Origin of the sequence: Paraburkholderia sp. RAU2J (genome assembly GCF_003634845.1) — a bacterium.
In the GTDB taxonomy this organism is placed as follows: domain Bacteria; phylum Pseudomonadota; class Gammaproteobacteria; order Burkholderiales; family Burkholderiaceae; genus Paraburkholderia; species Paraburkholderia fynbosensis.
On record NZ_RBXG01000003.1, the window covers coordinates 531,842 to 555,480 of the forward strand.

Annotated in this window: 13 protein-coding genes and 2 pseudogenes; 4 read left to right on the forward strand and 11 right to left on the reverse strand. The window is 58.4% G+C overall.

Annotated features, from left to right (window positions below; genetic code table 11):
- Positions 1-220: 220 nt before the first annotated feature.
- The 4 genes from bamA to B0G69_RS33920 all read right to left on the reverse strand — a co-directional run bounded on the left by bamA (position 221) and on the right by B0G69_RS33920 (position 7,482).
- Entirely contained in the window at positions 221-3,079 is a 2,859-nt protein-coding gene (bamA, locus tag B0G69_RS33905) for an outer membrane protein assembly factor BamA (RefSeq protein WP_121324496.1), read from the reverse strand.
- A 1,671-nt stretch (positions 3,080-4,750) separates the two neighbouring features.
- Entirely contained in the window at positions 4,751-6,025 is a 1,275-nt protein-coding gene (locus B0G69_RS33910; protein ID WP_121324497.1) for a tetratricopeptide repeat protein, read from the reverse strand.
- 140 nt (positions 6,026-6,165) lie between these two features.
- Positions 6,166-6,573 (reverse strand): transposase, encoded by a 408-nt coding sequence (locus tag B0G69_RS33915; RefSeq protein WP_121324498.1) that lies wholly within the window; start codon positions 6,571-6,573, stop codon positions 6,166-6,168.
- Positions 6,574-6,852: 279 nt separating this feature from the next.
- On the reverse strand, positions 6,853-7,482 hold the full coding sequence (locus tag B0G69_RS33920; protein WP_121324499.1) for a hypothetical protein: 630 nt from the start codon (positions 7,480-7,482) through the stop codon (positions 6,853-6,855).
- A gap of 578 nt (positions 7,483-8,060) precedes the next feature.
- On the opposite strand from B0G69_RS33920, the gene B0G69_RS33925 reads away from it, so the two are divergent.
- Entirely contained in the window at positions 8,061-8,339 is a 279-nt protein-coding gene (locus tag B0G69_RS33925) for a PAAR domain-containing protein (protein WP_121324500.1), read from the forward strand.
- Between the two features lie 133 nt (positions 8,340-8,472).
- Here the strand turns inward: B0G69_RS33925 and B0G69_RS42330 are convergent.
- Positions 8,473-9,079: pseudogene (locus tag B0G69_RS42330) on the reverse strand (transposase); the annotation flags it as partial.
- Positions 9,080-9,241: 162 nt separating this feature from the next.
- Positions 9,242-12,544, reverse strand: a complete 3,303-nt coding sequence (locus B0G69_RS33935; protein ID WP_121324502.1) for a hybrid sensor histidine kinase/response regulator — start codon at positions 12,542-12,544, stop codon at positions 9,242-9,244.
- A 360-nt stretch (positions 12,545-12,904) separates the two neighbouring features.
- On the opposite strand from B0G69_RS33935, the gene B0G69_RS33940 reads away from it, so the two are divergent.
- Positions 12,905-13,195, forward strand: coding sequence for a hypothetical protein (locus B0G69_RS33940; RefSeq protein WP_121324503.1), 291 nt, complete (start codon positions 12,905-12,907; stop codon positions 13,193-13,195).
- A 171-nt stretch (positions 13,196-13,366) separates the two neighbouring features.
- Here the strand turns inward: B0G69_RS33940 and B0G69_RS33945 are convergent, their stop codons facing one another.
- Positions 13,367-14,119 (reverse strand): response regulator transcription factor, encoded by a 753-nt coding sequence (locus tag B0G69_RS33945; protein ID WP_121324504.1) that lies wholly within the window; start codon positions 14,117-14,119, stop codon positions 13,367-13,369.
- 188 nt (positions 14,120-14,307) lie between these two features.
- Here B0G69_RS33945 and B0G69_RS33950 point away from each other — a divergent pair.
- Positions 14,308-14,415 (forward strand): annotated as a pseudogene (locus B0G69_RS33950) (IS30 family transposase); the annotation flags it as partial.
- A gap of 753 nt (positions 14,416-15,168) precedes the next feature.
- Positions 15,169-15,948: a SapC family protein gene (locus B0G69_RS33955; RefSeq protein ID WP_121324505.1), complete on the forward strand. Its 780-nt coding sequence runs from the start codon at positions 15,169-15,171 to the stop codon at positions 15,946-15,948.
- 534 nt (positions 15,949-16,482) lie between these two features.
- Here B0G69_RS33955 and katG read toward each other — a convergent pair.
- From katG to B0G69_RS33980, 4 genes are all read right to left on the reverse strand, one after another.
- On the reverse strand, positions 16,483-18,753 hold the full coding sequence (katG, locus tag B0G69_RS33960) for a catalase/peroxidase HPI (protein ID WP_121324506.1): 2,271 nt from the start codon (positions 18,751-18,753) through the stop codon (positions 16,483-16,485).
- 735 nt (positions 18,754-19,488) lie between these two features.
- Entirely contained in the window at positions 19,489-20,292 is an 804-nt protein-coding gene (locus B0G69_RS33970; protein WP_121324507.1) for a hypothetical protein, read from the reverse strand.
- Positions 20,293-20,365: 73 nt separating this feature from the next.
- Positions 20,366-22,603 (reverse strand): xanthine dehydrogenase family protein molybdopterin-binding subunit, encoded by a 2,238-nt coding sequence (locus B0G69_RS33975; protein WP_121324508.1) that lies wholly within the window; start codon positions 22,601-22,603, stop codon positions 20,366-20,368.
- 24 nt (positions 22,604-22,627) lie between these two features.
- A complete protein-coding gene (locus tag B0G69_RS33980; RefSeq protein WP_121324509.1) occupies positions 22,628-23,632 on the reverse strand; it encodes a xanthine dehydrogenase family protein subunit M in 1,005 nt (334 codons plus the stop codon).
- Positions 23,633-23,639: the final 7 nt, after the last annotated feature.

Here is a 23,639-nt window from a genome sequence, read left to right on the forward strand (position 1 = left end):
AGTCTGGGCTATTGCGCTCGAGCATTTACCGATACCCGATGACAACGTTGCGCGCGCTGTTATGCGCGTCGGCGAATTTAAGCTCAGCGTCTTAGCGCAACAGAACCGATCATCTCACAGCGCGCCGCCAACCAGTCAAGCCACTGACACTGTTCAAAAAAAACGGCGCCGGCACAGGCATCCGCTGCCCGCGCGCCGGCACCTCCGTGCGACGGTGCTTTTAAAATTTCGTCGCGAACTGCATCTGAATTTTCTGGTAGTTGTCGAAATCGTGTCTGGTAATCGGAAAACCCGCACTTATCTTGAACGAGCCAATCGGTGAATTCCACGCGAATCCGGCGCCATAGCTAAAGCGCACGCCGTTTGCTCCGACGCTGGGTCCCTGCGTGCCCCATACATTGCCGCCATCGATAAACGCAAACACCCCCAGCCGGTCATCACGGCGCAAACCCGGTACTGGCGCCTTCAATTCGACGTTGCCGGTCAGCATCCTCGATCCGCCTATCGGCACGCCAGTCTTCGGGTCGCGAGGGCCGAGCGAATTCGGCTCGAAGCCTCGCACGGACCCAATGCCTCCGGCGAAGTAGTTCTTGAACAACGGGTAGGGCTTGTTGCCAAGCCCATCGCCGTATCCGCCCTGCAGGTTCAGGCTCAGCACAACTCCACGCGCCAAAGCGTAGTAATACCGCGCGTTGATATCGGCTTTGTAGTACTGGTTCCCGCCTATAGGCGTTCCATATTCCACACCCGCCTGCGCGAAGTAGCCTTGGCTCGGAAACACTGCGCTGTCCCGCCTGTCACGGGACCAGCCCACCATGATCGGCACGCCATTCGAATCGCGGCCGTATTGGTCGACGTAGGCGATATAGCTCTGCGGCGCCTTGTCGTCGGGATCGAGCCTGTAATGCTCGAAGGCCACGCCGACATAGGCCTTATCGGCGTCCCCAACAGGAACGCCAAACCGTGTGTCGAGGCCCGTCGTCACTACCTTGAATCGGGAATCGCTCGAATAATAAAGCGGCTGATTGGAGTGGTAGTAAGCGCTAGTCGTCCGACTTACCCCACCAGATGTGAAGTACGGGTCGGACTGCGTCACGCTAAATGTACGAAACAACTTCGCGGCGGTGACATTCACCCCGAGACTGGTTCCCGTACCCAGCACGTTGTCCTGGGTAATACCGGCCGATAGCACGGTCCGGTCCGTTGACGAATAGCCGGCCCCCAGCCTAACCGTAGCACCCGGTTTTTCAACCACCTTCACATCGAGGTCGACTTGATCGGACGCGCCCTCGACTGGAACCGTCGTCACCTCGACCTTGGAGAAATAGCCAAGGCGGTTGAGGCGGTCCTGCGACGCCGCCACCTTTTTCGAGTCATACCAGTCGTGCTCAGACTGGATAATTTCACGGCGCACCACTTTGTCGTGGGTAATCGTATTGCCGGTCACGGCGATCTGACGAACATAGGTCCGCCGACCCGTGTCGATCTGCAGTGTCATGTCGACCGTATGGTTGTCCGCATCGACTCGCGACAACGGGTTCACCGTGGCATATACGTAGCCCTGTTCGCCGAGCTTGTCGACAATTGCATTCGTGCCGGCTAGAAGTTTTCCGACAGATAAAACCTCACCAGCGCGGAGTTGGACCAAGCGTTCAAGCTCTGGCTGGAGCTCTGGCGGACTGCCTGTGATCCGGACCGCCGAAAGCGTATAGAGCTCGCCTTCATGTACCGCTATTGACAGCGATACCCCCTTGTCGCCCGACGTCGCGACCGACTCTGCCTTGAACTCCAGGTAACCGTGATCCAGATAGTACTGGCGGATCTTTTCCAGCCCGGTCGCCAGTCTGTCCTGCGAGTAGACGTCGTTATGTGCGTACCACGAGGTCCAATCGGTCGCGAACAACTGCATCTCGTCCTGCAGCGCTTTCGAACCAAAAACGCTGTTGCCGCTGAAGCGGATCTCATGAAACCTCGCACCGTCCTTAGGCGTCGTCCCGGCAGCGGATGCGACCTTTCCTTTTGCGGCAATCTGGGCTGCGTTAGGAGCCACGTCCAGCCCAACGCCCGATTTCATATCCGGTTTCACGTTGCCGCCGAGCTCCGCTGTTACTCCGGCGACACCGCTGACTGTTGCGCCAGCCGCGTTTCTACGCGTGTCTTCGAGCTGTCCCTTTCCGGTGCCGCCGGCGCTGGTTGCTGATTCGTCCTGCGGGTGGTGTGCGATATCGACGTTCGCTGCCGACAGCTCGCGGGCAGGCACGCGTGCGGCAGATGTCTCGCTCGCCTCATTCGGCGCGAGAGCGAGTTCGCCTTCCCCACGGCGCACTGCCGTGTTCACCGCACCTTCTCCCCGGCCACCCTCCCGCTGAGCCTCTGGCGACGCTGCCCATTCGGTCTTTCTGCCAACCGGGCCCGCGTCCTGCCCGCTTCTGCCGGAACCGGACGATACATCGGGCACGCCAAGGCCTGCGGAAGCGTCGCCGTCGCGCGCGGCCGAGTCCTTCGCCATCGTGCCGACCGCCGCCCCCTCCTCGGCCATAACAGGAGCTGCGCTCGCCACCACCCGGGCACTCGTGCTGACCTGCATTTCACTGCCATTGCGGGATTCGGTCCAACTCTTACTGTAGTCTGGCGCCGAGGGCGCTGCCAGCATCACTGCATCCGCATTGCGGCCCGACGTGTCCCCGTCCAAGTTGGCGTTACCCAACGCGACGCCGCCCGGTGTTACACCCTCCGACGCGCTGGCGGAGTATTCATCCGCCATCACATCCGAAGAAAACGCTTCGTTTGTCAGGACGAATGCCCCCGCATGGTTCTCAACAGAATCGCCGCTGGCCGCGGCGGATACATTCCCAGCGAAGTCCTGCGGAAGACCGGCCCCTCGGCTCGCGACGATCATGTAGCTCGCGGAAGGTGCTGCCTGGGCGATCCGGCTGTAGGGAATGCCGACCGAAACAGCCGCCGCAATACCGGACCACATGAGGCCGGCAGACCCTCTGCCACGCGCGCGGTTTGTTTCCAACGTGCCTGCCGGCGTATGGGTGGCAACATGCCAGGCGATGCGGTAAACCTTGTTCATATCGATCGGTGGTTATGGCGTGCACCGGGCACCCGGATACGCAATGGTGAAACCTCTGCTACCGCCATTTCTGTCGCAAAAAGTTGAGCGGGATCTAAGGGTGAACCGCGCTGATTATCAAATCGGAGATTCGGAGTGGTGTACAGCGGACAAGGGCCTCTCCTTTTGGCGTTCGTTTTGCCGCCCCCCGTTGCGCAGCATTTCGCCGGGAGGCCCACCATCGGTAGGGGCCGACACAATTGCTTTCCATTGCGCCTCATGCCCACTGCAGTGCTCGTGAATCATTCGGACTACCTTCTCGTGGAATTTCGGCGAATACTTCCGTGATTTATCTTTGACGTTTTCCGTGACTCCGTCGTCAAACGCAATCTCACGTTGATGCAGTCTTGATGAAAACGAAATCGTGGTTTGATGCACGGACTCCCGCGGCTATAGCTCGGCTGTTGCCTGAATTGAATTGCGCTGACGTTTGACGTCATTCTCTTCATTGTTGTACGACGAAGGAATGGGATCGATCCTTGATGAAGGGGCTGCGAAAACCTCGTCTGCGTTGTACGTGATCCAAGGACCACCGAAAGACGAGTGTTGCCAACGCTACGGGCCGCCACAGCATGACACTCTCAGCACATATCACAAGAGCACGGCGGCCGACTTCGAGACACCAGCAGCGGCAAAACATGTCCAGGCTCCTGGCAACGCCTCGCCTCGTATCAGTTCGATTGAGCAATGCACACGGACATTGGCGGCATCGCGCCACAGCCTGCCGCGGCCATTGCAAATGGCAAAGGCGGGGCCTGCTCTGAGTCCAACCTGTTTGAAAAGGATTCCTCAAGTTGCAGCGCAGTTATGTGTCCGTACACTCGACCTTGCCATCCGCCCTCCCAGAGGAGCTACCTACGGCGTGGTGGATCGATTCCCAACTAACTGCGTCAGTGTGTAAATTTGCAACTGTTCGTGCCAGCCTCAAACATTGAGGTATCCAGAAACCACAGCTCGTCACCAAAGTGATCGGTCGGGATTGTCCTGATTCTGGCGTCATAATCGATGGCATCGAAAATTTCCAATCCAATAGCAAGGACATTGTCAATCCAGACATCACATGCTCAACTTCAGATGCCCTTCTCGCCATCTCAGGCGGCGAGTGAATGAAAAAATCATAAGGAATGTCAGCAGCGAACAGAGCCCCCCTCTCAGGGAGGGCACCAGTCCGTTCGGCGGGGGGACCATCCAACGATTAGCACCACGGCGATTGTTGTCTGCAGACGGAATCGTCCGGTCAACGAGGCTCGCATACTGATCGGTAAGTAAGATATCTGGCTCGTGTATTAAACCGTTAAGACGCATCTGCGCGCGTTGTCCGATATTGGCCTGTGTCACGTTGCTTGACAGCAGCCGTACGCACCGCCTGTTTCTGGCTTGCGTGCGTGGCCAGACGCATTGGGCAGCGTCCAACCGCCTCTCCGAATCGACTCTTCGCCGCGTCGGCTCCCGGTGGACAACGCCCGCGTCGTCTCCAGTTGGCATCCTCGTGTAGCAGCATCTGTCGCCAACGGCGGCACACTATCGCAGCTAACGACGTCCAGATCGTGAGCATATCCACAAATTCCAACGTAGTGAATCCATGACGTCCGAGCAAACACAATGCGGAGCCAACCTATGAGAACAGGTGCTCTACTCCCTCGCATCGGCTTTAACGCGGATGATCAGTTCACCACGCTCAAGTCTCCGGGCGTACCTAGCCGGCAAATTCCCACGCACTGCGCCACCGGTCACGATGGCAGGATAGCGGCAAATGAATGGCGCATTCTCCGCAGACACGGCAACGAGTTCCCAATGAACGGGCGTGCCATCCCCCAAATCGGTCAGAACATCGAAGAACGGTGATCCTTCCGAGTAGCCAACGTGCGAATCCGCTGGCACGGCTTCACTGGGAAATGGCCGGGCATCCATAAAGCCGAACACCGAATCGTGCTGTAGCAGACTCTGGTGAGCGTACGGCCAGACGAACTCGCGCAGAAAGTATTGGTCGGCGAAATGCGTTGACTGGAGCGGCCGCGACATAAAGCGTTCGGCCAGCTGTTGCATCGGTGGCAATGCGCCGGCGCTGACGCCCCACATGCCGGCGAGCAACAGCTCGGTATGAGTTGCATTGTCGCGCATGTGATGAAAGTGCATGCCGCTCGCAACCCATTCCGCGACGGCTTCGGCTTCTCGTTCGCCGACGACAGAGTCAGCATCGCGGAAAATGACGCGGTGCAGGCCGGGCATATCGTAAGCGAAGAACCGCCATAGTTGGCCGGGCCAGTGGCTACGCGCCGCATCGACTGACACGACTTCCGCGCCCGCCTTATGCAGCCGCTCGACGATGCCTGTCGGGACCGTTTCGTCAACGTAAAAACGGCAGATCCAGTGTGGATAGACACGAGGCTGCTCAATGACATTGAGCACCGCGGTCTCACAGTATTTCGAGCTTGCGCCGAACAGCGAGAAAGCGATTAGATTCTGTGTTCGCGTTTCAGCGGACGGTAGCGGAGGAAGCGGCACCGTCAACGTATCATGTTTCAGTACCGGGGCGCGGGTAAACTGAGCGGCGCGCATCGCTAGAGCCTGATTGCCCCAGCGTTGAGCCTGATCCATCACGCCCTTGCCGCCCCACGCCTCTGCCAGCGCGTCGAACAGGGCGAGTGTGTTGCCTTTACGTGCCAGCGCCTGCTCGGCACACCCGATTGCCTCGTCCCAGCGGTCGAACTGCAGATGACAGGCGGCTGCGTCGATCCAGGGCTGAGCAAGTCCGGGGGCGATGCGCATGGCCTGGTGGCAGAACTGCAGCGCGTCGGCATAGCGCCCGTGGGCGTAAGCCTGCTGGATGCGCTTGCCGAGTGCGCCGACCAGCAAGTTCGCCTTCTTGCTATTAGCCTGCGACCTTGAAGAAATGGTAGGTTTCATTACGTGCCATAGTTTGTACGTTTCGCCGTCGCGACACTGCCACGTGAATCGCCCCACTGCGCAGAGTGCGCGAACCGCGGGTCTTGATGCAGACGTAGGCTACTGGAAGCACACTGGCCGGGACGACCGTCTCTTAAAGGCTAAGGGCAATCATCTTGAGAGCGCGATTGAGTTTCCTCGTCAACATTGACGCTACCTTCTGTTGTTCGCACTACTGATCGGTAACGCGCGGGGCGCCAGTATTTTCGTAAGCCGATCATGCGATTTAAGTCAACGCCGATCGTATCGGAAAGCGCATCCGCCACCCCGGTCAATATGCCGGAGTCACGCCACATCTTGAAGCGTCGGTGGCACGTAGTGTAAGCCGGAAAGCGGGGCGGCAGGTCTCGCCACGGTGAGTCGGTGTACATAACCCACAGCAGACCGTTGAACACGGCGCGCGCGTCGGTCGGTGGGCGTCCACGAGATTTTTTTCGTTCGGCTAGTTCCGGCAACAGGGGCACGATGCGCGTCCACTCCTGGTCAGTAACTTCGCGGAAGGTTGTCATCGAAAAGCACGCTCCTGATCAAACATTTCAGAAGTTATCGCACGCAGATCAGCAGCGATATAGCAATCATTCGATTTTCGCAACGACCCGTCGAACATCGGGCCATCGAGCGAGATTTACAGATGTCCGAACGGTGAACTTGAGCGCCGGAAAAACAGGGCGAAAGCATGTTAAGGATGACCGGGAAAAAGTCTCGGTCTTGCCCCCCCCGCAAAGAGGCCTAGACGCGCTGAGTTATTCTGCGATCAAGCGGCCAGGATGTATGTAAGAGTACAGACCCTAGCGCGCAAAGCCCTCTGCCATGGAAAAAATCAACTCGATGGCTTGTTCGTAGGCAACTGAGTATCTAGCCACTATCTCCGCCGTTTCCTGAGGGAGCGGCTGACCTTGATCCATACTCCATTGAAACTGTGCGATGAAGGCATCTCGCAGGTCATTTAGTGAGCCTTTTTGAGTCGCGCTCTTGTGATCTGCGAGGACCAGGGCATAAGCGGCAAGCTGTTGAAGGGCAAACAGCGTGGCACGGATTTCATTGTTCATATCGTCCATGGGAGTTCCTTCAGCGGCGGAAGCGAATCGTTGCGACGACGATAGTCTTACTGGCGAGAGCGGGAACCGTGGCCTGAACGCAAACGCGGTTGTCCACCTGCATCCATGGTTCCGATGGATCATTTGTGCGATCTCGGCTAACGTAAAGATCTGTTTAAGACCAAGTTCACTCAGCAGGAACGTATGTGCAGCCTCGATTCCGCTCTGAACCGCACCCGACACCTTTTTGAATACAGACACAGGGCCAAGGATCGTAGCTAACGTCGATTCTCCAGAGCCGATGAGCTCCTGATGAAACGGTTGGGCGCGCAAATCGATAGCGGCAATCAGCCTACCCAGTTCTTCGTCGGAATTACGCATCGTTTCCTCGATTGGCAACTTGCCCCTATCGATATCCTTCCTTGACTGCGTAAGGAGATAATAGGAATTATTGAGACAGAACAAAGCCCCCCTATCAGGGAGGACTCTAGGTCGTTCGGCGGGGGGGCGAACAACATCACGACCACGATCATCAAACCATGCCATGAGCTCAACCGACAATGAGCTTCAAGATCCCGTGGAACGGACTTTGAGTCGCCGGACACCGTCTCTCACTAAACATAGCCGGTAGGCACACGACTGGACTTCGAGTTTCGCTGCGCAATGGCGAGCCAAGCCTTTGCACTTCGTAAAGATGATGAAGCGTGACTCCATCGCCTTCATGCAAAGGTTCGAAGCAGCGACTGCGGCGTACTATCTCGCCGCCGCGTTTGACCTCTAAAACGAGCAGATCCGACGTCTTGTCCCCGATTTTATTAAGCAACGCTTAATCTTCCATGCAACGTCCCTGAACAAAGGAAAGGTATGCGATTGACAATGTTTTAAATTTTCCCTATGTGCCTCGACACGCAATTTCTATATAGTTCGACCCCTGCAATATTTTTTTGGGGTGCCAGGTTATGCTCACGAACACAACGTTTCTCCAGCCACATATGTTCGCAACGGTTGACTCACTGACGGCTCGGGGAGGACGCGTTGCCACTGCGACGAGTGAAAGCAACATTTGGGGGAAAGAGATTGCATGTGTTGGCGACATTGTTGCCTATCCCAATGGGGAGAAAGCCACGATCGTGGACGGCGTCTCTTTCCCGCTGATGTCTAGTTCCAAGTTGATTGCATTTGTAGGCAGCCTTCTCAGCAACGGCGACCGGATCGTGGAAATGGTGGAAGCTGTTTGACTAATTGCAGCCGGGGTGGCCGAACGCGGATAAACGGAAAAGACAAACCCATCCGCTGTGGTCCTTGTCTGCGGGGTTCCCCTTATTACGGCGTGGCAGGGGTGCCCGAATTTTTGTGTAAGCGGGTTTATGTTTAACCCGGCACCTGGCGCTCTTCGAACTGGATCGTGAAGCGATTCAGAGGTGCTTTCCAGCCGCGGATCGGCATCGACCACTTCTCGCTGATGTTGTTCGGCGCGAGGTAGAACAGCTGGTTACCGCCTCGTCGGTCGGGAATGAGTTTCGGGTCTTGATCACCTTGCGCAGGCTCATGTTGAATTATTCAATGGCATGTGTGGTGTAAATCGCCTTCCTGATATCTGGGGGTTATCGAAGAACGGAATGACGCGTTCCCGGCTACTCCGCCAACTCTGCCCGATGGACAGGTAGTCCTTGTCCTACTTCGCTTCGAAGGCACGTGGTATTTGCCGCGCCATCTCGACGGACGATGAAGCGTAGATCGTCTTCAGATCGGCGGCGACCTTTCGCTGCACCGTCCGCAACACGACGTTTCGGGCTGCTGGATGCACAGTTGCACGGCCGCTTTCGCGGCAGAGCATTTCAACGGCTTCGGGGAAGCCTTTGAGCCCGTCGACACAGCCAATAAAAATGTCCTGCGCGCCGCGTGTTCTTAACTTGGTGACCAACAGCAGCCAGAACTTCGCCCTCTCAGTCTGGGCATTCCACAGGCCCAAGACCTCGGGTATTACCCGTGGCATTGGCGACGGCCTCGTTCTTGCCATGGCCCAGGAGCTCGGACATCTCGGTCTCGGGCACTACTTCCACCCTCGGAGTGGCCCGAAGCTTGTCATGTGAGGCGCGCCTGATTGAAGGCAAGCGACGCTTCAGATCCCGCCTCGGCATCACGCAGAGTCGCCCTGACCTGTGACCTGCCCATCGATATACCGGCGCATTTCGAGCAGATCTTCAGCGATAACCACTGATAGCGCTTTAGCTTCCTCGCTCCACTCTTCATCAGCGTCAAGCACGGTCCGCAATTCTTCACACACCTCAAGCAGCATGGAAGGACCGAGTACCACTAGCCCTCCCGACAGTCGGTGTGCCCAATCCTTTAGTTGGGAGACGTCCTGTGTTTCCACAATGTTGCTGAGGTCGGCCAGATCGTGATCTACCTGCTCGATGAATACCTGGCAACAAGACTGCGGCACATTCGGAAAATGTGGGATCGGTGCCTCTGGACCCGGCTCATCACGCGCCGCGCGATCGGGACCCGCTACGGCTTCTAATATCGCAGCAAGAGCGGCTAGCGGCGTGGGCTTGCTCAGGTAATCGATGAAACCTTGCTCGCGACCGTGCGCGACGTCTTCTGGACGAGCATTTGCGCTTACCGCGTACACCGGAAGCGACGGATATTTTTCCCGTGCGGCGCGCATCAGTTCATAGCCGTTCATAACCGGCATGTTGATATCGGCAAGCACTATGTCAACATGTTCCTTTTCTAGTCGCGCAAGTGCTTCCTGGCCGTTCTCCGCCTCGATCACATTCGCACCGAGCGTGCGTAACTGATCACGTAACACCCCCCGATTGAGCAAGTTATCTTCGACGATGAGCACTTTCAACCATTCAGAATGGTGCGTTTCGGGGCGAATATGCGCGTATTCAGTAGCGCGCCCCGCATTCGCCGGTTGTGCATGCAACATCTGGGTGGCCGCCCGGATACCGGACACTCTATAGATGCTCACTTCCACGCTGCCATCTTCGCGCATGACGGGCACCATTGGGCCATTCTGCGCGACCCACACTACGTTCGACAACGCGGCCCCGGCTTTCAACACGTCCTCTGGCGTAAATTCGTCAGTGGCAAGCAAATAGTCAAATGACCCGACCGGCAGCGGTTTAGAAGGAACAGAAAGCAAGACTGGCGCACTCGTTTGCGGATCGAACAGACTGGTAAGCCACTCCTGATTTTCTATAGCCCGGCAAAGAATGGCGGGACGCCGTTCCGGTAGCGTCCACTCAACCGCCCCGCTCCCGCGGTCATCACTCGTGCGTAGCGGCAATGTCACGTCAATGTGTGTACCGACACCGACGGTACTTTCAAACCCTATGTGCCCGCCCATCAGCTTGCACAGGCGCGCACAGATTGACAGGCCGAGCCCGGTGCCGGGCGTGCGCGAGAGACTTTGTCCCTCGCCCTGCGTGAAAGGTTGAAAAAGGCGCTCCTTCAGGTCATCCGGAATCCCTTGGCCAGAATCCATCACGTGAATCTCAAGTGCCTCGTGAACCCAGTACACGCGGATCACAATCTTGCCGGAATTGGTGAATTTGAACGCATTGCTCAGCAAATTGTTGAGGATCTGTGCAACCCGAATCTGATCGAATAGGGCCTCGGAAGGAACATTGCGATCAATGACAATGTAAAACTTCAGACCCTGTCTAAGCGCAAGCGGCACGTGAGCCAACACGATACGCTCAAGGAATTCCTTCACGGAATACCAGTTCTCTGTGAGCTGCAGCTCATCCAGGTCCATTCGCGAGAAATCCAGCACGTCATTGACTACATGGAGCAGGCTTGTCGCGGACATCTGCATTGCGTGCGTGCGGGCTTCCTGTTCTGGCGCGAGCGGACCGAGGGCGAGCAGTTCGAGGTTGCCGAGGAGCGAAGCGAGCGGCGTACGGATTTCGTGACTCATTGAGGCAAAGAAGCTCACCTTGGCTTTCGCTACCGCCTCACTCGTCAGTTTCGCCTCTCGCAACAACTGTTCAGCCTTATGTTGCTCGGTTACATCTGCTATTGCACAAAAGAGCACGCCTTCCCGATTCAGCACAGCACGCGCATATGTTATTTCAAGGTGAACACTGCTTGCGTCGCTGCGAGCAATAGAGAAGAGAAACTGAGAGACCTGCGCCATGCCTTTTGGCAGCATGGGCTCCATGCTGCGCCGCGCAAACTCCTCGCACAGACCTTCGGGAAGACGGGTAGCCGAATCGTTCAGCCCAAGCACCTTGCGGGCGATCTGGTTCGCCAGAATGATCTTGAGGTCATGCTGGCGCACGATGCTCAGGCCGACCGGTGTCGCATGTACCAGCAAATAGTTCAGCAATTCGCCTTCCAGCGCACGGGAAGCGTCTGCATACGTACGCGTCAGGAATCGGTGGTTCCAGTAACGACTCACCGCTATCAACAGTCCGACAAGCAAGACCATCACGAAGATCACGATGGCGAGATCGGTGCGCATCAGGTAAATCTGTTCGCTCCAAGGCAACGCGAACATCAGATGGCCGACACCAAATGCGAGGGGGGGCAAAGACAAGGCCCAACCGTAATCTGGAAGCCAGTGAAATCGACCGGGTGATCGCTTGGCAATACGTGTGTTCATGACCCGTGCCGTTTCGGGAGAAATGTCGCCTACCAGCAGCGAACCATCGGCGCTTACCAGCGACGGCGTGAGGTTCAGCAGATCAGCCGCCGAAGTCAACATGAATTCAGACGGATCGATACTTGTCAGCACGATTGTCTGCGGTTGATCGCCTTTCCAGACCACCGTCGCGCCAAGCATCAACTGCGGCTTGAGCCCAAGCGAGGGCAGCGCGGGAAACCATATGATGCCTCGTCCTTTCTTATCGTCATGTGGCCCGAGACCTCGCTGTTCCATCACGGCCAACACAGCACGAACGAGAAGTCCGGGAGCATAACCGTAATGCTGTGCATTATGGGGCGGCGCACCGGCAACCAGTTGGTAGCCGAACGCGGCGCTACCATCGACCACCATGAACTCTAGCGGTGGCGCAGTCCCCATGGCGGTAAGCAATTGCACTGCCTCATCGCAAATCGAGCGAAGCGAAGTCCGCTCTGGTTGCGCCGCAAAGACCGGAGTACATTGCGGGTGCGTCACATGTTCCGAAGGCGTGGTCAGGAGGTCCTGCTCGTGCAATTCGAGCAAAAGCCTCGCAGTAGTCAGCATGCCATACCGCTGGATAAGCATGGCGTTGACCTCCTCGGCCGCCGCACGTGCCGCCTGTTCTTCAAACGAAAGCATATTGGCAAGCCTGATTGCCAATATTGCACTCGCAGCGCAGACGATCGCGAAAATGAGAAGCGATATCACCAGCAGGAAAACGCGACGCTCGCGCTTCAGACTGTTGTCAAGCGCCTGTAGTGAGCGTAGTTGAGAGTCTCGTGGGAAGGCGGTTCTGGGATTCATCAGCAAAGGCCGCGTACCACATGCCTGCCGGGACCCGCCGGAGTCTGTAAATCGGCCATGACAACCTGCTTGCGGGTGACACCTTCGTTGGTAGCCAACAAGCCACCCACGTTGCGATCTCCGTTACCGATCGCCCGGATGCGAACATACGTGCCACATCGCGTTCTCGGGAAGAAAAAGTTTGCAGGCCCGGAAACTGCGCCGCCTCCCCTTCGCAGACGCGACGCGCAACCATAACCGGCAGGACGATGAACCGCCCTGCGGGCGCCTTTCAGCAGCCGCTCCTCCAGCGTTCCTGGAGCCATTTCTTCGAGGACAGTGTCGGTTAATACCCGGCGACGAAGTTGCTCCGGAAAGCCTATGCATCGCAGCCTGGGGAAGACGCAGATTGGTGTCCTCGGGCACAAGCCGCTGTCGTCCGCAGCAATCCATTTCATCAGAAACTCAGTCGCACTACAATCGCATCGAATTATCACCGGAGCTTTCAACGGCGCTGATTCACAGTGTGCGTTGGCTGAGATATCAATGGCCAGCGCTGGCGTGGTCAAGTCGACGGCGCAGGACAACCCACGCAGGTGGTCATCCGTCAAGTCGATCCAAGCGTCCTGTTTTGGATTTTTCATTCTGCTGGGCACTCTTCAATGGCTGTGATGTACTGTCGATGTCGGCTTGCCGCGCACGCAAGCTGGGTGATTCGGACAAGATTGAAATCATTTGGGTCGGCAAAGGAAGGCAATGTCGTCTTTTGTTAAACTCAGGCAAAGATAAAATCGACGCAACTGCGTTTCTTCTTAGTACGCAGTCTTCATGCTCGGGCGGCCTTCAGCAACCGGCGATACATTGAGCTACACGATCATTCGCTCTATCTAACTTCGCCACCGTAGCAGGCGTTCCAATATTATCCAGGCGGTACCCATGGGTATAAATCGCGGTTAGACGTACGCCGTTTTCCGGACTCAGCAACAGTTTTCGGCGAAGGCGATAGATATGCGTATCTACTGTGCGAGATGAGCTATCCAGCTCTCTACCCCACGCCAACTTCACCAGCAGGTCTCGTGAAACGATTCGACCCACATTGTTAAAAAGGTAGGCTATGATGTCGAATTCTTTTTCCGTCAGCTTGACGGCTCTACCTTCGAAAGAAATTCTCCGCTGAGCGACGTCCAGACTGTACGCGCCGATAGTTTTCGAGTGTGAGGCCACTGCGTTTCGCTGGGCTTCAAGCAGGAGTGCGCTTACTCTCGTACCGAGTTCGGCCGGACTGAATGGCTTTAATACATAATCATTAGCTCCTGCTTCGAGCGCATGGACAATGTCGACCTCGAGAAGCTGGCTCGTCATAAACAGAACCGGCAGTTCGTTTCCAAAATGCGAACGTATCCGACGCAATACATCTAACGCTTTCATGCCTGACAATTGCCAGTCAAGTATGACCAGGTCAATTGGTTCGCATTCCAAAAATTTAACTGCATTTTCTCCACGGCTTACCTGAATTACATCCTTTCCGAGCGAATGAAGTACTCTTTCGATTGCGTCGACTCGTGCCGGCTCGTCGTCTACCAGCAGGATACTCATAATCTTCTCCTTCCTGGAACCAAAGTTATTACGAAATTCCCAACGGAGGCGTATCAGCGCGTTGCTCAACTTATGTAGTACAGGCGATTAACCTCCGCGCAACCGATTATGACCATGACACTCAAACGTAGCGGTACAAAGAATTCATTGCCGCAACCGGCGAGAGGAGGTACTTGCGCGACCTACCCAGCCCATGGCAATACGGCGCCTGCGAAAACACCAACGGACTTCTGCGCCAGCCCCTACCCAAAAGCACCGATCTTTCGGTGTATCAGGGCCAGCTCCGCGCCATAGCCGGCGGCCGAACTCGCGCCACTCACGCCTTCCAATCGCTAGCCTCGGTCTTCGCCACATCCCTTGTCTCAGCAAGTCAACCTCCGAGAGTTTCTAGATGCAAACCCCACCGTTGATCTTCACGCTCGACACCGCCGCATGCCGCTGCATGACGTCGTGGATAGAGAGTACTAAGTGTCAAACATTAATAAGCCCCCCAGTCGGGGAGGAGACTAGCCATTTGATTGGGGGGTTTGTCGCGCTAACAATCGCAAGGTAAGATGAGCCGCAGACAAAGGGTAAGCCGTATCGTGAAGAGGAACATTGAACGCAGGAATTGATCGCCGATTTGGAAAATATCGTGAAGTGCCGGTACTATCCGCTCGATATGAGCATTTACGCGTGCGATGGTCTGTAGCCCGTTCACCGGATCTTCGCGATCGATCGTCCGAACGCCGAGTCATGGAGCGGCTCTCGTTGCCGGAAAATTGCCGCGCTTGCGTTTTAGCGGTTGCCAATTGCGGCTTCCCGTTGCGCAGCAACTTTTTCCATGAAGACATGGGAGGTACGATATGAACAACAAATGATCCGCTCGCGCAGTTTATTTCGGATGACGAAATACGAAAACTTTGTAGGAGGTAAGCTATGGCGAGAACACTGGCGCACGGTTCAATACCAGTTTTTTCTCCCGGCTTGAAACCCGGTGGTGGTTGTAGCTGCGCGGCACGGTCCTTGATGTCTGTCCGCAAAATTCATGCTCGTATTGACGGAGTTTAATGATGGATATTAGCCCTCCTTTTGGTTACCGGGATATCAAGGCACTCAATCGTATCGACTACGTACGCTTTACAGCCCCGGGAGAAGTGCCACCGTTCGTGAAGGATACGGCCATCGTGCCACTGAGCATCGGCGAGATGGTGTCGGCGGCAGCGCATTACCCGCTGGTATTTGTGCAAGATTCTCTACATGATCGCGTTGGGCTGGTTGCCATGTTGGGTCTTGCTACAGGCGAGAACCTGTTTTATACCGCGTCGGGTTGGAAGACGGATGTGTACCAGCCAGCCTATATCCGGCGTTTTCCATTCTGCATAGCAAAAGTATCTGCCGGCGAACAGGCCGATCCTAACCTGCTGGTGTGTGTCGAGAAAGACTATGTCATCGGTGAAGCGAGAGACGGCTACCGGCGACTCCTTGATGACGATGGCAAGGCAACTCAGGAGTGGCAGAAGATTGAAACGTTTCTGCGCGAGTACCAAGCTGACCTCGAAAGGACTAACGCTTTTTGCAGGCGTCTGGTTGAGCTCAAACTACTTGATCCGTTGACAGCCACGTTCACGCAAGCGGATAAGAAAAGCTGGAACGTGTCGGGCTTTTTGGGAATCAACGAAGGCAGACTCGCCCAACTTGGAGAGGAGACTGTGATGGAATGGCACCGAAACGGCTGGCTGTCCCGAGCTTATTTGCACCTCTTTTCGCTCCAACGTATGCAGAGGCTGCTCCACGATAAGCTGGGGTTGTCTGCGGCCGCCAGCGAAGGTCTGCAGCGACAAGACTGACTTCTTACCGACGTAATCGGCAATATTCCTGGCGCGGCAGGTTGCCGACCGAAATCAGGACAGTCTGTGGCACGGAGCAAAGCAATGGGACAATGCAAGACACGTCAGCATCGGACGATTGGCGTATTCGCGGCGCTCCTGCTTATGGAGCATGAGCAACGCAAATGGTGGCGTCAGCGCAGGTGATAGATGCAACCATATTCACGGGAGTGAACAGCGCGCTACTCTAACGTTCGCAACTCGATGGCATCATTGAGCTGTCTGGTCTGGCCAGATAGGGATGCAACGTCCTGTGACGTTGAGAATGAAATGATCTCGGGAGATGTGGACCAGATCCGTTTGCAAGGCCTCTGCAAGTGCGCGCCACAGGAGCGCTGCAGTCCTGTCCTAAACCCGAAAGATTCTGAACCGCACCTCAAACATGCCACACCACAATAATTTTGCGCCGCGGATCACCCCGCGGCGCATCTTTGACAACACCAAGCAACTCGATCTCACGCCCCCGCCAAACATCACCGGCGGGGGCGTGGTGCTTCAGACCGAAGCCAGATCGAAGCGGTCCAGATTCATTACCTTCGCCCATGCAGCGACGAAGTCGCGCACGAACTTCTCCTGACCGTCCGCGCTTGCATAGACCTCGCCCAGCGCACGCAATACAGAGTGGGAACCGAAAACCAGATCCACGCGCGTGCCCGTCCATTTCGCCTTGCCGGTTGCGCGATCGCTTGCCTGGAACAGGTCATTCGCCTCCGACTGCGGCTTCCATTGGGTGCCCATGTCAAGCAGGTTGCGGAAGAAGTCGTTGCTCAGCACACCCGGGCGATCCGTGAACACCCCATGAGCTTCCTTGCCCGCCTGAACACCCAACACGCGTAAGCCACCGACCAGCACGGCCATTTCCGGTGCGGTGAGCGTGAGGAGTTGCGCCTTGTCGATCAGCAACGCTTCAGCCGACGCAGGGAACTTGCGCTGGAGGTAGTTGCGGAAGCCGTCCGCCAATGGTTCGAGCGCGCCAACCGATTCCACGTCGGTCTGTTCCTGCGATGCATCCATGCGGCCCGGCGCGAACGGCACCGTCACCTTGTGGCCGCCCTTCTCCGCGGCCTGCTCGACGCCCACGCCACCCGCCAGCACGATCAGATCGGCAAGCGACACCTTCTTGCCGCCCGACTGCGCACCATTGAACTCACTCTGAATGCCTTCGAGCGTCTTGAGCACCTTGGCGAGCTGTTCCGGCTGGTTGACCGCCCAGTCCTTCTGCGGCGCGAGACGAATGCGCGCGCCGTTGGCGCCACCGCGCTTGTCCGAGCCACGGAAAGTGGAGGCCGATGCCCATGCGGTCGACACCAGTTCGGCAACCGAAAGTCCCGAAGCCGCGATCTTCTGCTTGAGCGCGGCGACGTCAGCGTCGCTGACGAGAGGATGGTCGACGGCCGGAATCGGGTCCTGCCAGACCAGTTCCTCAGTGGGGACTTCAGGACCGAGGTAACGCGCACGCGGACCCATGTCGCGGTGCGTCAGCTTGAACCAGGCGCGTGCAAAGGCGTCGGCAAACTCGTCGGGGTTTTCCATGAAGCGGCGCGAGATCTTCTCGTACACCGGATCGAGCCGTAGCGACAGGTCCGTGGTCAACATCGTCGGGCGGATTTTCTTCGACGGGTCGTGCGCGTGCGGAATCGTCTCGCCGCCATTTTTCGCGACCCACTGATTGGCGCCCGCCGGGCTCTTCGTCGGTTCCCATTCGAGGCCGAACAGGTTCTGGAAGAAGCCCATGCCCCATTGCGTCGGCGTGCTGCTCCACGTCACTTCCAGACCGCTCGTGATCGTGTCGGCGCCCTTGCCGCTGCCGAAGCTGTTCGCCCAGCCGAGTCCCTGATACTCGAGGCCGGCCGATTCGGGTTCGGCGCCGACGTTGTCGGCAGGACCGGCGCCGTGCGTCTTGCCGAAGGTGTGACCACCGGCGATCAGAGCGACGGTTTCCTCGTCGTTCATCGCCATCCGGCCGAAGGTCTCGCGGATATCATGCGCTGCCGCAAGCGGGTCGGGGTTGCCGTCCGGGCCTTCCGGGTTCACGTAGATCAGGCCCATCTGCACTGCACCAAGCGGGTTCTCCAGATTGCGCCCGGCTTCGGTACGGCTTTGTTCGGTGCCGTGGAGTTCTTCGTCTGCGACGATTACGCCTTCGTCGTCGTCTTCATTGCCGGCTGCTCCTTTGCCGTAGCGGACGTCGCCACCTAGCCAGGTTTTTTCGTTGCCCCAGTAGACGTCCTGATCCGGCTCCCACGTGTCTTCGCGACCGCCGCCGAAGCCGAAGGTCTTGAAGCCCATGGTTTCCAGTGCGACGTTGCCGGTGAGGATCAGCAGGTCGGCCCAGGACAGCTTCTGGCCGTATTTTTGCTTGATTGGCCAGAGTAGACGGCGGGCCTTGTCGAGGCTCACGTTGTCCGGCCAGCTGTTGATCGGCGCGAAACGCTGCTGGCCGCGTCCAGCGCCGCCGCGGCCGTCGCCGATGCGATAGGTGCCGGCGCTGTGCCATGCCATACGAATGAAAAGCGGACCGTAGTGGCCGAAGTCGGCCGGCCACCAGTCCTGCGAGTCGGTCATGAGCGCGGCGAGATCTTTCTTGACAGCCGCGAGATCGAGCGTTTTGAAAGCTTCGGCGTAGTTGAAGTCCGGATCTAGCGGGTTGGACTTGCTGGAGTGCTGGCTCAGCAAATCCAGCCTCAGCTGTTCCGGCCACCAGTCACGGTTCGTCGTGCCGCCGCCGGCGGCGTGTTGGAACGGACACTTCCCTTTGTCAGACATGGATATCCTCCTGAAGGTCTACAAATTATGCTCTTTCGTCGGCCTATCACCCAGACCTCGGTAGCGCACAGGTGATAAGGGAATAATGTAGAGGATTGTGGCAACCGCCAATCGTTTAAGTTGATCGGCGCGTTAGATAAAGTTGATCGGCGTGTTAGAAACCGCCAATCGCGGTTGGGGCACACGGTCTGGCAATCGGCATTGAACTGACGCTGCAGCGTGTCAGGTTCTGCACTGAAGTGCGTGAACACAGGGTGAAGTTTCCTGAACTGCGGGCACGGCGCGCATGGCGGTCTGAATCGTCGCCGATGCGCAACGTATGTTGTGCGCGCGAGTTGTCACTAGGCATTGAGCCCATTTGAATTCACGAATGTGTCACGCGCGTGGCGTCGCAAAACATCAACCCGCCGAAGACGTCGCGCCCCTCGGTGCCGATCGCGTCGACAAGCTGCGACGATCCAGCCACGATGCATGCGATCGGCACAGTGCCCTGCGACGAAGGTCGTGGCAAGCCTGGGCATGAACTGAAAGACCCGACAAGGCCGAGATCCCATGCACTGGAGGTCGGGTCATACATGTGCCGGCTGACTGCAAGCAGTATCGTCTGCTGGGCAGTGATGGAGCCGACCCGCGCGGTCAACTCAAGAATGCCGCTGCGTAACTTGGAATCTGTGGAAGGCGAAAAACCGAGGGAAGCTCAATTACCCGTTCCAGACCGCACTTCGCGCGCGTCCGTCAAGGCTTCGCGTCCTTTCTCTTCGCGTCCGCTGTCACAGCGAGGCGGCTTTGTACCGCAACGAGTTGATCGTCAGTGGTCGCCACGAGCCACAAATGCGCGTGCTCCGCGATAAGCCGATTGTGGTCCTTCAGCGGGCCCATTGCGCTGGCAGCCTTCCATACCACCGGACCCACTCGGCTACTCCTGCCCGACGGCGCGCCTACCAGCAGGCAGTAAGGTCCCAGTGGCAGCGATACAAACGGAAGTGCCGGACTCGCGCCTACTCGCCAGTCGATGAACGGCGTATCGCTGATCAACAGCGGCACGGACAACCCATACAGCACACTGAAATCGTACAACGCCAGCTGGTCCCGCATACCGGAGTAAATACGCCGGATGTCGTCGACAACCGCCGCTCGGATTTCGTCGTCGAACATTGGCTCTTGCTTGTAGCGGGCCAATGCTTCCCGAGCTTGCCATTGATATGCGCTGAACAGGCCGAGTTCCAGGCAGTCCTGCACCGCGCGCTGAACCTCCGCGACAGAACCGGCCTCCTCTGGCTTACCCAACTGCGCAGCCCGCAAAAACCGCGCGAGTCCCGCCTCCTGGATAGCGGGACCATCCACGGATGCATCGTCTGCAACGTCCTTATCAAGCGGCACGTAGATATATTTTTCGGCTGCGAACCGCGATTTCTTGCCTTCATCAAACTTGATCTGGCCATCAACGCAATCCAGATAGCGAGTGCCGATGTGGCCATGCTCCCAAACCCAATTCTTCAGAAGCGGACGTAGCGGATGCAGTTTGTCTTGATCGGTCATTGAAACCTCCAGGTGCCCCAGTATAGTTCCTGGTCGTCGATCGTTCTCTGGAGACTTTCATGACCGACTGCCCTCAAACACTTTCCGCCCCGAGCAGATCTTCGATCATGATCGGCAACTTGCGCACGCGCACACCGGTCGCATGATGAGTTGCATCGGTAATCGCGGCCGCGATCCCCGCAAGACCGATTTCCGCAATGCCGCGGACGCCGAGTTCATTGAACACGGTGTCCGGATGATCGAGAAAGGTCACGTCGAGTTCGGGCGTATCCGCATTCGACGCGATGATGTAGTCGGCCAGGTTGCTATTGATCGGTGCGCCCGTCCGAGCGTCGTACATCGTGTGCTCGAACAGGGCCATCCCGACGCCCATCACGACTGCGCCTTCGATCTGATTGCGGGCTGCGCGCGGATTGACGATGCGTCCTCCATCGATCACCGTGACGACGCGGCTCACGCGCAACCGCGCGATCTCCGGCTGCCACGTGACCTCGGCGAAGTGCGCGCCGTAGGAATAAATGGAGAAGCGCTTTTTCAGCGGATCGTCGAAGCCGCCCGTGGCGCTGCCGCTACCCGACGCCGCGCGCATTTTCGCTGCTTCGAGAATCTGGACGAACGGCACGCCGCGCTCAGGAGCATCTTCCTTCCGATGCACACGTCCCGCGCTGAACGCGAGCGTATCTTCTGCCGCGCCTTTGAATGGCGAACCGTCGACTGCCGCGGCGCGCGATAGCAACAGCTTGATTGCCGAACGCACCGCGTCGAACACCGCTGGGACCACCGACGCCGTCACCGCGCTACCACCCGAAACCGGCCCCGGTGGCAACATCGAATCGCCTAGACCGACCTCGATGCGCTCGAGTGGAATGCCCGTCTCTTCCGCGACCAGTTGCGCGAGCACCGTGTACGTGCCGGTGCCGATGTCCTGCGTGCCGCACACCACCCGGGCGCTGCCGTCGTCCCGAAGATCGACGTTGGCCGCAGCGGAAAAGCGCACGCCCGGCCAGACGCAGGCGCCGACGCCCCAGCCTAGCGTCAGGCCGTCACGCTGCATCGATCCGATGTCCGGCTTACGCTGCGACCAGCCGAACCGCTCAGCGCCAGTGCGCAAACACTCGACGAGATGCCGCGACGAGAACGGCAACCCGGTGCTTTCGTCGGCGTGCGGTTCGTTGCGCAGCCTCAACTCGACAGGATCGAGATTCAGTTCGCGCGCCAGTTCGTTCATCGCCGATTCGATGGCGTATAGGCCAGGCACGGCGCCGGGGCCACGCATTGCCGTAGGCGAGCCGACGTTGCGGCGCGCGAGGCCGGAGGTCACGCGCAGGTTCGGCGTGCTATAGATGAGCGGCGTGACTTCGCCGCAGCTTTCCTGGTATTCGTCAGCGATGGCGGTGTGATTGACGTAGTCGTGCCGCAGCGACGTGAGCTTGCCGTCGCGTTCGGCCGAAAGGCGCACGCGCTGCTGCGTGACCGGACGATGGCCGACGTTCTGGAACATCATCTTGCGGCTCACGACCAGCTTCACCGGGCGACCTGTCTGACGCGTCGCGGCTGCCGCCAGCAGGGTGTGCGGCCACACCCACAGCTTTCCGCCGAAGCCGGATCCCAGGTAGCGCGAGATCACGCGGATCTTTTCCTTCGGCACGCCGAGCATCTGCGAGAGCGTGCCGAGGTGAATCGAAATGGACTGCGTCGTCTCGTAGAACGTATAGTTTTCGCCATCCCACTGCGCGATCGACGCGTGCAGTTCGATGGGGTTGTGCGTTTCGGTCGGCGTCGCGTAAGTTGCGTCGATGGTCGCTGCCGCCGTGTCGAACGCGGAATCCGGATCGCCGCGCTCGTTCTCGACCTTGGGCTTGTCGTCGGGTTCGAGTTCATCGCGCACGTCGTGCGGCGTGAGTTCGTAGCGCGCCTCGATCGCCGCCGCTGCAGCGCTCGCGGCCTCGAAGGTGTCGGCGATCACGAGCGCGATGTACTGGCCGTAGTAGCGGATGATGTCGTCTTCGAAGGGCGGCCGCGCTTCGTCGACGTAGCCGGTCTCCATCGAATTGCCGGAGATCCGGTAGAAGCGGCCGATATTGCCCCGATGCAGCACCGCGTGCACGCCTGGCATCGCCTCGGCGCCCGCGACGTCGAGCGACGTAAGCCGGCCGCTCGCGATCGTACTGCACACCGGCACCGCAATCAGCAAGCCGGGCAGATCGACATCGGATGTATAGGTTGCGCCGCCGCTGACCTTCAGCGGACCGTCGACGCGCGCATGGGGCCGTCCGATCACGGACAGCACGGAGTCGGGCAAAGTAGACATGGTGCGTTCCTCTTGATCGGCGGTTCAGGACGTGGCCGTGGCCTGGGTCAGCGCGTGGACGATGCAGCGCCGCGCCAGTTCCACCTTGAAGCCGTTCTGGCTTTGCGGCTTCGCGTTTGCGAGCGCGGCATCCGCGGCCTTGCGGAAGGTTGCAGCGTCGGGCGTCGCGCCTTGCAATACCGCCTCCGCTTCGGCCGCATGCCACGGTCTCGTGCCGACGCCGCCGAGCGCGACGCGCGCATGCGCGATGCGTCCGCCGTCGAGCGCCACAACGACCGCAGCCGACGCCAACGCGAACTCGTACGACGCGCGATCGCGCAGCTTTAAGTAAGCCGAACGCGCACCCTCTGGCAGAGGCGGCAGTGTCACGTGCGTGATGAGGTCGCCCGGTTCGAGCACGTTCTCCCGCTGCGGCGTTGCGCCGGGCAACAGGAAGAACTCGTCGATCGCGATACTGCGCGCACCGTCGGTCCCTTCGATATGAATGGTCGCGTCGAGCGCGGTCAGCGCGACATTCATGTCCGACGGGTTCGTGGCGATGCACGCGTCGCTGGTGCCGAGAATCGCGAGCGTGCGATTGAATCCTTGGATCGCGGGACATCCCGAGCCCGGATCGCGCTTGTTGCACGGCATCGCGGTGTCGCGAAAGTAGACACAGCGCGTGCGTTGCAACAGGTTGCCGCCGGTCGTCGCCATGTTTCGCAATTGGGCCGACGCGCCCGCCAGCAACGCCTGCGACAGCACGGCGTAAGACTCGCGAATCAGCGGATGCAACGCCAGGTCCGCGTTGCGCGCCATCGAACCGATCTTCACGCCGCCGTCGGGCAGCGCTTCGATGCGATCTAGCGGCAGACGGCTGATGTCGATGACACGCGTGGGCCGCTCGACGTTCAGCTTCATGAGATCGAGCAATGTCGTGCCGCCGGCGAGAAAGCGTACTTGTGCGCCTTGCTGGGCCGTCGCCGAGGCCGCGGCTGCGGCGATCGCGTCGGACACGCCGTTGGCGCGCGATAACTGGAACATGTCCATGATGGCG